Source organism: Nitrospinota bacterium (assembly GCA_016208975.1).
Lineage (GTDB): Bacteria > Nitrospinota_A > UBA7883 > UBA7883 > JACRLM01 > JACQXA01.
The window spans coordinates 1699617-1712329 of record JACQXA010000004.1 but is presented as its reverse complement, the minus strand read 5'-3'; the positions used below and the strand labels follow the sequence as shown (position 1 = coordinate 1712329).

General features: G+C 57.0%; 12 protein-coding genes. 10 read left to right on the top strand and 2 right to left on the bottom strand.

The features are described from left to right. Nucleotides 1-2: 2 nt before the first annotated feature. The 3 genes from cysT to HY751_11905 are packed head-to-tail and all read left to right on the top strand — an operon-like array spanning nt 3 to nt 2802. Nucleotides 3-842, top strand: a complete 840-nt coding sequence (gene cysT, locus HY751_11915; GenBank protein ID MBI4667101.1) for a sulfate ABC transporter permease subunit CysT — start codon at nt 3-5, stop codon at nt 840-842. A gap of 21 nt (nt 843-863) precedes the next feature. Then, nucleotides 864-1730, top strand: coding sequence for a sulfate ABC transporter permease subunit CysW (cysW, locus tag HY751_11910; protein MBI4667100.1), 867 nt, complete (start codon nt 864-866; stop codon nt 1728-1730). A gap of 22 nt (nt 1731-1752) precedes the next feature. Next, nucleotides 1753-2802: a sulfate ABC transporter ATP-binding protein gene (locus HY751_11905; protein MBI4667099.1), complete on the top strand. Its 1050-nt coding sequence runs from the start codon at nt 1753-1755 to the stop codon at nt 2800-2802. Between the two features lie 91 nt (nt 2803-2893). Here the strand turns inward: HY751_11905 and HY751_11900 are convergent, their stop codons facing one another. Continuing rightward, nucleotides 2894-3847 (bottom strand): phosphate ABC transporter substrate-binding protein, encoded by a 954-nt coding sequence (locus HY751_11900; protein ID MBI4667098.1) that lies wholly within the window; start codon nt 3845-3847, stop codon nt 2894-2896. A 222-nt stretch (nt 3848-4069) separates the two neighbouring features. On the opposite strand from HY751_11900, the gene HY751_11895 reads away from it, so the two are divergent. The 4 genes from HY751_11895 (at nt 4070) to HY751_11880 (ending at nt 7173) form a co-directional block, all read left to right on the top strand. Beyond that, a complete protein-coding gene (locus HY751_11895; protein MBI4667097.1) occupies nt 4070-4744 on the top strand; it encodes a response regulator transcription factor in 675 nt (224 codons plus the stop codon). An 8-nt stretch (nt 4745-4752) separates the two neighbouring features. Further along, nucleotides 4753-5847 carry a PAS domain-containing protein gene (locus HY751_11890; GenBank protein ID MBI4667096.1) on the top strand — a complete coding sequence of 365 codons (1095 nt, stop codon included), beginning with the start codon at nt 4753-4755 and terminating at the stop codon, nt 5845-5847. A 1-nt stretch (nt 5848) separates the two neighbouring features. Continuing rightward, a complete protein-coding gene (locus HY751_11885; protein MBI4667095.1) occupies nt 5849-6658 on the top strand; it encodes a HAMP domain-containing histidine kinase in 810 nt (269 codons plus the stop codon). A gap of 122 nt (nt 6659-6780) precedes the next feature. Next, a complete protein-coding gene (locus HY751_11880; protein ID MBI4667094.1) occupies nt 6781-7173 on the top strand; it encodes a hypothetical protein in 393 nt (130 codons plus the stop codon). Between the two features lie 9 nt (nt 7174-7182). Here the strand turns inward: HY751_11880 and HY751_11875 are convergent, their stop codons facing one another. Then, nucleotides 7183-7806 (bottom strand): hypothetical protein, encoded by a 624-nt coding sequence (locus HY751_11875; protein ID MBI4667093.1) that lies wholly within the window; start codon nt 7804-7806, stop codon nt 7183-7185. A 167-nt stretch (nt 7807-7973) separates the two neighbouring features. Here HY751_11875 and HY751_11870 point away from each other — a divergent pair, with 167 nt between their 5' ends. From HY751_11870 to HY751_11860, 3 genes are all read left to right on the top strand, one after another. Further along, the gene (locus HY751_11870; GenBank protein ID MBI4667092.1) at nt 7974-8327 is read left to right on the top strand and encodes a phosphomannose isomerase type II C-terminal cupin domain; all 354 of its coding nucleotides are present in this window, start codon (nt 7974-7976) and stop codon (nt 8325-8327) included. 68 nt (nt 8328-8395) lie between these two features. Further along, nucleotides 8396-9424, top strand: a complete 1029-nt coding sequence (locus HY751_11865) for a glycosyltransferase (protein MBI4667091.1) — start codon at nt 8396-8398, stop codon at nt 9422-9424. A 100-nt stretch (nt 9425-9524) separates the two neighbouring features. Continuing rightward, a complete protein-coding gene (locus tag HY751_11860) occupies nt 9525-12704 on the top strand; it encodes a PAS domain S-box protein (GenBank protein ID MBI4667090.1) in 3180 nt (1059 codons plus the stop codon). Nucleotides 12705-12713 lie beyond the last annotated feature (9 nt).

Sequence of the window (12713 nt, the reverse complement as noted above, 5' to 3'; positions counted from 1 at the left end):
CAATGGCTCCGCGCGCGTTTAACAGGTCGCCCTTGCCTGGGTTCTCCATGTCCATGGGGTTCACCCTGTTTTACCTGGGCCTTATCGTGCTAATCCCGGTGTCGGCGCTGTTCATAAAATCCGCCAGCATCGGGTGGGAAGGGTATTACAACACCATTACCGACCCGCGCGGCCTGGCGGCGTACAAGCTTAGCTTCGGGGCCGCCTTCGCCGCGGCGGTGATAAACGCCGTTTTCGGTGTTATCGTGGCCTGGGTCATGGCGCGTTATAAATTCCCGGGAAAGAAGGCGCTGGACGCAATGGTGGACCTGCCCTTCGCCCTCCCCACGGCGGTGGCGGGCATAGCGTTAACCACCCTATACACAGGAGACGGCTGGTTCGGGCGGTTCTTGGAGCCTTTGGGGCTTAAGGTGGCGTTCACCCCTGTGGGCATAGTGGTGGCGCTGGTGTTTATCGGTTTGCCCTTCGTGGTGCGGACAGTCCAGCCGGTGATAGAGGATCTGGAGCGGGAGGCAGAAGAGGCCGCCGCCTGTCTTGGCGCCACGAGATGGACAACATTCACCAAAGTGATATTTCCGGAAATCGCACCGGCGCTATTAACGGGTTTCGCCCTGGCTTTCGCCAGGGGCATAGGCGAGTACGGCTCTGTGATATTCATAGCGGGCAACATGCCGATGGTCTCGGAGATAGCTCCGCTTCTTATCGTCATAAAGCTGGAACAGTACGATTACGGCGGGGCCACGGCTTACGCTTCGGTGATGCTGGTGGCCGCGTTCCTGATGTTGCTGGGGATCAATTTTATCCAATGGTTTTCCGGAAGAAGGTTTTCGGCGGGGCATTGATCATGATTCGGGTTATTGGCTATGGCGTTTAAATCCGTAAACACCGCCACGGTGGGTGAGCCGTGGTTCGTCCGCTGGGCGCTTATCGGGGTGGCGTTGCTGTTCATGGCGGTGTTCCTTGTGGCGCCGCTGGTGACGGTTTTCGTTGAAGCGCTCAGCAAAGGTTTTGACGCTTATTTGAGCGCCATCATAGACAGCGACACCCTGGCCTCGGTGCGTCTCACACTTCTCACCGTGGCTATAGTGTTGCCGTTGAACACGGCGTTTGGCGTGGCGGCGGCCTGGGCCATAACCAAGTTCGACTTTAAGGGAAAGAGTCTGCTGATAACCCTTATAGACATCCCGTTTTCGGTGTCTCCGGTTATCTCTGGCCTGATATTCGTGCTTATTTTCGGCGCGCAAGGCTGGTTCGGGGAGTATATGCTGGAACATGGGATAAAAATACTTTTCGCCCCGGCGGGCATCGCGCTGGCCACAACTTTCGTTACGTTCCCATTCGTGGCCCGGGAGTTGATACCGCTGATGGAGACTCAAGGCTCCGAAGAAGAGGAGGCGGCCATCACGCTGGGCGCTTCCGGCCTTAAAACGTTCTGGCGGGTTACCATCCCCAACATCAAATGGGGTCTGATATACGGCGTAATCCTGCTGAACGCCAGGGCCATGGGGGAGTTCGGCGCGGTGTCGGTGGTGTCTGGCCACATAAGGGGGCTTACCAACACCATGCCGCTTCATGTGGAGATACTCTACAACGAATACAATTTCGCGGCGGCTTTCGCCGTGGCCTCGGCGCTGGCGGCCCTGGCCATAGTTACCCTTATTTTAAAGACGCTGGCGGAAAAAGGAAAACGCGCTTCCGTGGACATGGCGGTGGCGGCCAAGGATTTTTAAACGAACATAGCGTGGTTGAACAATGGGCATAGAGTTAAAGAACGTAAGTAAAAGTTTCGGCAAGTTCAGCATATTGCAAAATGTGAGCCTGCGGGTGGAGTCTGGCGAATTTCTGGCCCTGCTGGGGCCGTCGGGCTCCGGCAAGACCACCCTGCTCCGCATACTGGCGGGGCTTGAAGGGGCGGACGAGGGCGAGGTGCTGTTTTACGGGGAAGACATGACCCGGCGCAAGGCCCAGGAGCGTGGCGTTGGTTTCGTATTCCAGCATTACGCGCTTTTCCGCCACATGACCGTGGCCGAGAATGTGGGATTCGGGCTTTCTGTGCGGCCCAGGAGCCAGCGGCTTTCCAAAAAAGCCATCGCTGAAAAAAGCCGTGAGCTATTAAAGCTGGTGCAACTGGAATGGGCTGGGGACAGGTACCCCTCCCAACTCTCCGGCGGGCAAAGGCAAAGGGTGGCGCTGGCCCGCGCCCTTGCCATAGAGCCCAAAGTGCTATTGCTGGACGAGCCTTTCGGCGCGCTGGACGCCAAGGTGCGCAAGGAGTTGCGCCGGTGGCTGAAAAGGCTCCACGACGATATGGGCATGACCAGCGTTTTCGTGACCCACGACCAGGAGGAAGCGCTGGAAGTGGCCGACCGGGTGGTGATAATGAACGGCGGGAAGATCGAGCAGGAGGGGACGCCGGACGAGGTGTACCATCACCCCGCCACACCCTTTGTGTTCAACTTCATGGGAAACGTGAACCTGTTCCATGGCCGCGTGACGGAAGAAGGAACCGTGCTAAGTGGCGGCGCGCCGGAAAGCGTAGCCGGAGCTGGCGCCAGCGCCATGGTGTATGTGCGGCCCCACATGTTCGACCTGCATCATTCCGCAGGCTCGCCGGAAAGCTTCAGGGCGCGGGTGAAACACATAAATCCCGCCGGGCCCGTGGTGAAGCTGGACCTGGTTAGTGAATGGGGCGAAGCTGTGAACGTGGAACTGACGCACGAGAAGTTCCGGGAACTGGGATTGAAGAAAGAATCCGACGTTTATGTGACCCCCAGGGAGATGAAAGTTTTTGTGAACGGTTGAACGTCCCTCAAAACCAGCCAAATGAAAGAGCCGGGTGGAAAGTTTTACCTTTCCACCCGGCTCTTTTTGGGGCCAAGTAATAACCGTCCGGTTAGTTGAGCTTTTTAAGCTCTTCGGAAACCACCTTGGACGGTATCGGGAAGTAACCGTCTTTCACAACAACCTCCTGGCCTTCCTTGGACAGCACGAACTTCACGAACTCCGCGGTAAGCGGATCGAGAGCCTTGCCGGGAGCCTTGTTCACATAGACGTACAGGAAACGGGAAAGGGGGTACTCGCCGGAATAGGCGTTGTCGGCGGTGGCGTCATAAGCCTTGGCGCCTTCTTTATCGGCCAAGGCCACGGCGCGCACGTCCGGCGTGGCGTAGCCTATGCCGCTGTAACCCATGGCGGCCCGGTCAACAGCCACGCTCTGCACCACAGAGGCGGAACCGGGCTGTTCTTTAACGGTATCCCTGTAGTCCCCGTTTTTCATGGAATGCTCTTTGAAGAACCCATAGGTGCCCGAGGCGGAGTTACGGCCATAAAGGCTGATGGGCTTGGCGGCCCAGGCTCCGGCGAGACCCAGCTGGCCCCAAGTGGTGATGTCTTCCTTATAACCCCTTCTGCGAGACTTGGAGAACACCGCGTCCACCTGCTCCATAGTCATGGACTTTAAAGGGTTGTCCTTGCTGACAAACACCGCCAGCGCGTCCACCGCCACTTTTATCTGGGTAGGTTTGTAGCCGAACTTTTTCTCAAAAGCGTCCACTTCGGTATCCTTCATGCCCCGGCTCATGGGCCCAAGCTGGGCTGTGCCGGAAATGAGGGCTGGGGGGGCGGTGGAAGAGCCTTTGCCCTCTATCTGTATTTTGGTGTTGGGGTAGGCTTTGTTGAACCCTTCCGCCCATAGTGTCATAAGGTTGTTCAGGGTGTCGGAACCGATACTGGAAATGTTACCGCTTACGCCGCCGGTTTTTTTGTACGCCGCTATTTTCGAATCTACCTTAACCGGGCCACCGGCTTGCGCCGGAACCGATGCGGCCAATGCAATGGCCGCGCCCATGGCTACTGTCACCTTGGAAATAAAAGTCATCACGCTATTCTCCTTGTTGTTGGTCTGTTGCCAATGAACAAACGTTAACAGAATCCATCGCCGCAATTTGTTAGAAGAGCGTTAATTCGATTTTCCCTCAGGCCATCCGGCCATGCCTCTTAATAAAATCTTAACGCGCCCAAGATATTTAATCTTGTAGTATAAGCCAAGGGATAAGAGGACGAAAGAGGCATGGAAACAATATTGGTGGTGGACGATGAGGAGGACATCCAGGTTCTTCTCTCTTACAATCTTGAAAAGGCCGGCTACAACGTAATCACCGCTTCCACCGGCGAGGAGGCGCTCAACAAGGCCATCAACAGCCTGCCCGCGGTGATACTGCTGGACATCCTTCTTCCGGGCCTGAGCGGGTTTGAGACATTAAAAAGACTCCGTTCCGAGAAAAAGACCGCCGAAACGCCCATAGTGATGGTTTCGGCCAAGGGCGAGGAAGAAGACGTGGTGAAGGGGCTAACCCTCGGCGCGGACGATTACATCACAAAACCTTTCAGCGTGAACGTGCTTGTGGCGCGGGTGGAGGCGGCCCTGCGCAGACGCCGCTCACCCCTCACCGGCGAGAAGATAGAGGTTGAGGGGATCACCCTGGACAAGGAGCGGCATGAGGCTTTCATTTTCGGCGAGAAGATGGATCTTACATTCTCGGAGTTCGCCATCATGGAACTGCTTCTTAAGAGAAGGGGCGGGGTGCTGACCAGACAGCAGATAGTATCCGAAATCCGCGGCGGGGAGATCACCGTTACCGACCGCTCCGTGGACGTGCACATGACATCCATCAGGAAAAAACTAAAATCGCTGGGGCCGAGGATACTCACCGTTCGCGGCGTCGGCTACCGGTTCGACATGTAACGATGGGAATGGACGACACATTCGGCGCGGACCTGTGGCGTGTGCAAAAAGAGCTGGAGGCGGAGATCCAGCGGAGCGAAGCCATCCTCTCTTGCATGAAAGAGGGGATACTGGCCATAGACGGCGCTGGCGAGGTGCTTAAGCTGAACCGCAAGGCCCGCCAAATGCTCAACATAACCGGCGCAAAAGTTGAAGGCGCCCCCATTTCCTTCGTGTGCGGGCAGGGGGAGCTTCTGGCGTTCGTGGCCGAAGGGCTTGCCGCCCGGGATAACTCCGAAAGGGAGATAAAGCTCTCCGGCCCATCGCCCATAATAGCCATGGCCACAAGAAGCCCAATGTTCGGCTCCGGCGGGGAATACATCGGCATGGTGGTGGCGTTGAACGACATCACCCAGCTTAGACGGCTTGAGAACGTCAGGCGGGACTTCGCCTCCAACGTCTCCCATGAGCTTCGCACTCCCATCACCTCCATCCGGGGCTTCGTGGAAACCCTGCTTAACGGCGCAATAACCGAGCCGGACGCGGCCCGGCGGTTTCTGGAAATCATTAACCGGCACGCCAGCAGGCTCTCCTCCATCATCGAAGACCTTCTGACCCTTTCGAGCCTTGAGAAGGGGGAGGCCATAGAGCTGGCGCGCCAGCCCATGCTGACCATCGTGCAAAAAGCCATGGACGGTATGGCGGAAAAGGCGGAAGAAAAACATATAAAAATGAAGATACTGTGCGAGCAGGGCATTGATGTGCTTGTTAACGGCCCTCTGCTGGAAACCGCCATTTCAAACCTTATCGACAACGCCATAAACTACAGCGAAGAGGGAACCACCGTTAGCGTATCCGCCGAAAGGGCGGGCGAGATGGTGTCCATCCATGTGAGGGATGAGGGGCCAGGCATAGAAAAACAGCATCTGGACAGGATATTCGAGCGGTTCTACCGGGTGGACGCGGCCAGGTCGCGCAAGGCCGGGGGCACTGGGCTGGGGCTGTCCATAGTAAAACACGTGGTTCTGGCCCACCGCGGGAACGTGACAGTGGAAAGCGTCCCCGGAAAGGGAAGCGTGTTTTCCATACACATTCCCATCGGAGAAAGCCAGGAAGGAGAGTAGTATGCCTTCCAGCGCCGGTACAACTCCGGCAGAGCCTACGCTAACGGCCACCCATTACCATCCCTATGGCGATTGCAAAAACAAGTGTTGCAGGGAATTGATGGACAGGGCCGACCGGGCGCTATCCAGCCTGAGCCACGATCTTAAATCCCCCATGGTGGCAATCGTTGGGTTTTCCAGGATCCTTTCCGAGGAGATCGGCCGGGAAGCCCCCAATGGGCGATGGCTGGACATGATGAAACGGGTGGAAAACGCCGCCATTGGCGCCCTTTCCATGGTGGAGGACATCCTGGCCATGACCAAGATGGAAGCCGGGAAAGAGCCGGTGGAGCTGGAATGGGTTTTGGATATGGAACGGGAACTGGAAGATGTGATGGATACGTTCCGCATGGAAGCCGAGGCGCGCAGGATACAGTTGAAACTGGACATAGCCCTCATGCCCCCCGTAAGGTGGGACATGCGGCGCATCCGGTACCACGCGGTGAATAACATCCTCTCCAACGCGCTTAAATTCACCCCCACGGGCGGGCGGGTCACTCTTTCCGCCCGGGCGGAAGGCGGCAAGGCGCTCATAATCATAGAAGACACCGGCCCGGGCGTACCGGTCGCGGAACGGGAAAAAATATTCCACCGGTTTGAACAGGGCGACCTGGGATCTGAACGGGTGCTGAAAGGGTCTGGGCTGGGTCTTGCCAACGCCCGGCTTTTTACACAGCGTCATGGGGGCGTTATTTCCGTGGGCGACGCTTCGCCGCATGGCGCCCGGTTCTCGTTGGAACTTCCCATAGACGCGGCTGGCCTTACGGCCTGACACACCCTGCACCGCCAAAAATAAATCTCCTCCCCGCTAAAGTTAATGCCAATCCTGTCCGATAAACGTTAACGGGGCATTACGCTCATTAGGATTTTTGCGCCCATGCAGGCGATGGTTTTATGAAAACGCGGACGGAATATGGCAAAGGGGGAACGCTGGAAGCGGCGGCCATCGCTAATGGCGCCCCTCATCCCGGATGGGTGCGGTTTTTCACATACGTCCAGGGGATACGTAGCGGCCTTATAACCCGTCTTGTCATTCAGGATTGCGCGCCAATATTTCTGGAGCACGCCTGTTTCAACCTTGCGCTTAACTCCGCCGGGGAAGATCAAAAATGTTTCCCCGCCGTAAGCGGCCCGGTGATGGTTCGCGCCCCGGAAAACAGCGAGGGATGGTCCCGGCTTGTAAGCCTGGCCCATGAGCTGAAATATTGCGAGTTCCACGACCTGGAAATCCTGGAAGGTGTTCCCGTGAAGGTCGGCAAACTCGTCAACAAAGAGAAGCTGGCCTGAACGTTCCATTCATACGGCGCTTACCGTGAATCTTATGGATAGTTCCCTTCTGAATCCTTCAGGCCGCCATGTGAGGGTATAGGACATCTTCTCTGATACGGCGGGATTGAACAACAGCGCCCCGCTGGCGCTATCGCCGGGCTGTAAAACCATTTCCGGCAGAAGCGTCCGGCCCGATGTTAAAGCCGCCGATTCATCCCAGCTTCTATACCTGTTCTCGATGGTTTTGTCTTCTATCTCCGCGAAGGGCCAGAAGAAGGGGAACGGGCCCTGGTAAAAAAAGCTGAACCCCTGCCCGCGCCACCAGATGAAAAACTGCGCGGGGCTCCATGGGGAAAGCGGGGTGTTCCATTGGTCGGACAGAGTAAAATGGCGCCGCGCTACCGAAACGGGCCTGGGGGAGCCATTGGCGATAATCACCCAGACCGGCAGGAGGCGGCCGCCCTCCAGGTTCCTGGCATGGGTGGGCCAGCTTAATGGTTCCAGCGCCAAGGTAAGGCCATCGCCAGCCACCTGGTAATAAGGCCCCGTCCGGGTGGTGTACAACGTATCTTGAGGGGTAAGGTACCTCCTGTCACAGGCGAAAAACCCGAACAACAATGGTATCAGCATAAGCATCAACCGCGGATTCATACCCCTTCCCCCGCGACGCAAACCTATATAAACAATCTTACCATGCGGCCCCCGTGGCGCCGCGCTCCATGGCGCGGCCTAAATTTCCGCTTCAATCAACGCCCTTTTTCACATATACTTAGAGGGCTTTTTCACATTTTAATGTCATGAATAATCCAATCGAAGAAATGGTGGAAGATAAAATCGGCGAGCGCCCATGGGGCCGCTACGAGGTATTGCTGGACACGGCAGACCACAAGGTAAAACGCATCATCGTACTGCCCGGCAAGCGGATAAGCCTGCAAAAACATCTGCGCCGGTCGGAGCATTGGGTGGTGGTTAGCGGCGTGGCCAAGGTTACCCTGGACGGGCGCGATGTCACCCTTCTTCCCCATCATTCCATAGACATACCCCGGGAGGCGTTGCACAGGATCGAAAACACCGGCGCGGAACCGCTGGTGTTCGTGGAGGTGCAGATGGGGGACTATTTCGGTGAAGACGACATTATCCGCCTTAAGGATGATTTCGGCCGGGTGGGCTAACCGCTCCGGCGGATTTCCCCCAGCGCCCGGCGGCGCGCTCTTAAAACCCTGAACTGGCTGACTTGCAAATGAGCCGAATGGAACCCCTGGACCCGTCGGCGGGCGTGGTGATATTCACGGACCTCCACCGGGGCAGTTACAAAATCATAGGCTCCCTTTATCTCCTTTCGTTCCAGTCCATCGGCGTCCCGGCCATACAGGTTAAAACCCCTGAGACAGACGAGGAACGCCAACAGGCTGAAAAAGAATTTAGCGGCAAGGTGATTATCCATCTTACCATCGGCCCATGTTTCACCCCCGTTCCCGGCGCGGTGAACGTCGCCGCGCCCTACCACGAATGGAGCCGGTATCCGGCGCAATGGGCCGCAAGGCTTAACCAGTTCCACGAGGTGTGGGCGCCCAGCCATCACGTAAAAACCGTGTTGGAGCGAAGCGGAGTAACAACTCCCGTGGTATTTATGCCCCCGGCGCTGGATCTGGAAACCGTCCCCGCCAAAACGGCATGGGGAACGGCAGGGCCGGTAAAATTCCTCTCCTGCGGCGAGCCCCATTTCCGCAAGGGTTTCCACCTTCTTATGGAGGGTTTTCAATTGGCCTTCCCCCGCGCGGGCGAGGCCCGGCTTGTGATCAAGACCTCGCCATCGTGCCAATGGAAATCCCCAAGGGAAGACATCCATATTGAAACCGGATGGATGGAGAGGGGAAACCTGCTGGCCATGTATAAAGATTTCGACTTCTATGTCTCCGCCAGCCTGGGCGAGGGCTTGGGCCTGCCATTGGCGGAAGCGGCCCTGGCTGGCCTTCCATTGATAGCCAACTTCTGGGGCGGCCATACCGGCCTGCTTTGCGAGGATGGGTTTATCAAAATGGAGCATGTGGTGGCCGACCAGTTTTTTTGCAGTGAGCCGTCGTTCTACGCGCCGGGCCAGCAATGCGGATACTCCTCCCCATCCATGGTGGCTTCGGCGCTAAAGAAAGCGGCGGCCTCCACCGTTAAACAGAAAAAATCCATGACAGAAAAAGCCATGCAGGCCCTGAAGACGCGATTCGGAAGAGAAGAAGCGTTAGGCCGTCTTAAAGTCCGTTTCGGCATATAAGGCATTTTATATATACCAGTAATAGAGTATTACATTATCATCGCTTTCGATGGTTGTATCCCATTGGTTTGTCGGGTATATTGTAAACAGGCTGAATAAAATGTCCCCGGGTGGGAACGGGGGCAGGATAGTCGGGGTGGTCAATGTGACTCGTGTACTTTATGTGGATCAGGAAGCTGTCCGCAGAAGTTTCCTGGAGGAGAAGTTCGCCTTAAAGGGCTTCCTGATAGATACCGCCGCCACGGACATCGAAGGAGCCTCACGGATAAAATCCGGCGATTACGACGCTGTTATAGTGGACTGGCAGGCTTTCGCCGACAGGGAACTATCCAGCCTGCTTTACCGCCTTTCATTCCAAAAACCTTTCGCCCCTCTAAAAATCATCATCGGCGACGCCGATAACGACGTAGCTACCGCGGCGCTAAACACATTAAGCACAAACTTTGTGTTACGCGACCGGAATGGGCGGTTCGTGGATGAAATACTAACGGCCATATCCGCGGAGGAGGAAAAACGCCGCCTTATGGCCGGGAAAAGAGCCGCGGAGAAGAGCCTGCGGGATTCGGAAAAAAGGCTTTCCGACGTGGCCGAGAGCGCCGGGGAATGGATATGGGAGGTGGACACGGCGTTAAGGTTCACCTATACGAACTCCTACGTGGAAAATATCCTGGGCGTTACGCCGGAGAGCGCTCTGGGAAGGTTCATGGTGGATTTCTTCCGTACCGGCGAGATAGACCAGACCGACATCCTTGAAAGCCTGCTATCCAACACCCGGTTTACGAACATAAGAGCCCGCTTAAAAGCTGGCGACGGCGAGGAACGCGTCCTGGAAGTAAGCGGCTGGCCCATAACCGACGCCACCGGAGCCATCTCCGGGTACAGGGGCGTTTGCAGGGATGTCACCACCCGGTTCAACGCGGAGATGGCGCTGGACGCCATAAATAGCATCGCCCGGGTGTTCATCGGGGTAAAGAACATAGAATCCATCTATGAACAGGCGCCCAGGATCATGTCGGAGCTTTTCGGCTTCCCCAACACGGCCATAGAGCTTTATGACCAGCAGAATGGGGAGATGGTATTCATGGGCTCAAACGACGGGCTGGCGGAGCCGCCTATAAGGGTTCCGTTAAACCAGTCACTGTCTGGAATAGTGGCCTCCACCGGGCGGGAGATTGTGGAGACCAACGCGCTGGACAGGGCCGAGTACAGTTCGCCGGAATTAAGAAAGCTCAAAACGCGGGCTTTCGTGTGCGTCCCCATAAAAGCCCGGGGGCATGTGCTTGGGGTGGTTTCCCTGGGAGACCAGCGGAGCAGGAACGTGCCACCGGCCACGGTTGCCGCCATCAGGGGCGTGGCGGATTTTCTTGCCGCCATACTGGAGCGCAAACGGGCCGAGGAGCTCCTGGCGAAAATCGAGGGCCGGAGCAAGGTTGTCCTGGAGCAGGCCGCCGAGGGGATATTCGTGACGGACAGCCAGGGGCGTTACCTGGAGGCCAACCCAGCCGGTTTGAACCTGCTGGGCTATTCCATTGAAGAACTCCAGAAACTGAAAATAACCGACATAGTCCATCCGGATGACCTGAAGGCCAAGCCGGTGAGGTTTGACGAATTGATGTCCGGCAAGGTCCTATCCGCCGAACGGCGGCTAAAGAAAAAAGACGGCTCGCTGGTTTACGCCGATATCAGCGCCAAGCTTCTTCCGGACGGCTATCTTCTTGGCGTGGCGCGGGACGCCACGGAAAGGAGAGACGCCGAGGCCAAGATCGCCTCCATAGCCTCCTTCGCCGAGCGGAACCCCCATCCGGTGATGAGGATGGGCCCGGAGGGCCTGGTACTTTTCGCCAACGAAGCCAGTTCGCCACTACTCCAGCATTGGGGAGCGGAAAGGGGCGAGGTGGCGGAGGGGGAACTGCGCAAAAAAGCGGCCAGGGCCTTCAAGGCCGACAGGACATTGGACATGGAAGTGGAGGTGGCCGGCAAGACCTACGCCATGACCTTCAAACCCTTCCCGGACGCTGGCTACATAAACATCTACGGGCACGACATATCCGCCGTCAAGCAGGCCGAAGAAGAAATCCTGAAGATGGCCAAGTTCCCGGACCTCAATCCGCACCCGGTAATGAAGATGACCGCGGAAGGCGCCCTGACATACGCCAACACCGGCGCAAGGCCATTGCTGGCCAAATGGGGAGTGGACATCGGCGGATTTGTTCCCGCGTATGTAAACGAAGTGATACAGCGCGCCATCGAGAGCGGCAATCATATAGAAATTGAAGCCATGGCTTCCGGCCGGCAATACACCCTTAGCTTCGTGCCCATACTTGAACACCGGGTGGTGAACATTTACGGGCGGGACATCACAGGCATAAAAGCGGCGGAAACCCAGTTGCGCCTGGCGGCCAAGGTTTTCGAAAGCACTTTGGACGGCGTGATGATAACCGACTCGTCCGCCAAGATCCTTTCCGTAAACCCGGCTTTCACATGGATAACCGGTTACTCCGCCGACGAAGTGATAGGCTTCACACCAAGGATTTTCAAGTCCGACCGGCACGGGCAGGAATTTTACCGGGAGATGTGGGAGAAAATCCTGGCGGAAGGGCAGTGGAAAGGCGAGGTGTGGAACCGGAAAAAAAGCGGCGAGGTGTATTCGCAATGGATGAGCATCAGCAAAATTCCCGGGGAGGAGGGGGGCCAGGCGCTGTACGTGGCCGTTTTCCACGACATTACCGAGCGCAAGAACCAGGAGGACGAGATAAGCTACCGGGCCAATCACGACCCCCTCACGGGGCTTCCCAACAGGTCGCTGTTTAGTGACCGGATATCCCACGCCATCGCCAAGGCCAGGCGGGGCCGCACAAAGCTGGGCATAATTTTCATGGACCTGGACGGGTTCAAGGCCATCAACGACTCCTGCGGCCACGAGGCCGGCGACATGCTTTTGCAGGGCGTGGCCTTGCGGCTGGTGGCGACCTTGCGGGAGGAGGACACAATCTCCCGCCTTGGAGGGGACGAATTCGTTGTGCTTCTGGAGGGCGCCCGCTCCGAGGAGGATTTTATGCGGGTGGGGGAGAAAATTCTCGCCGAATTCAAGGAGCCTTTCAACCTGAAAGGCCACGACATAGTCATTGGCGCGAGCCTTGGCATATCCATATACCCCGGCATGGCCAAAGACGCGCAGACCCTATTGAAACTGGCCGACGAGGCGATGTACCTGGCGAAAAGCAAGGGGAAGAACCAGCTTGCCCTGTACTCCAAACAGGGGGAGATCGGCGAGGTTTAAACCTGCGTT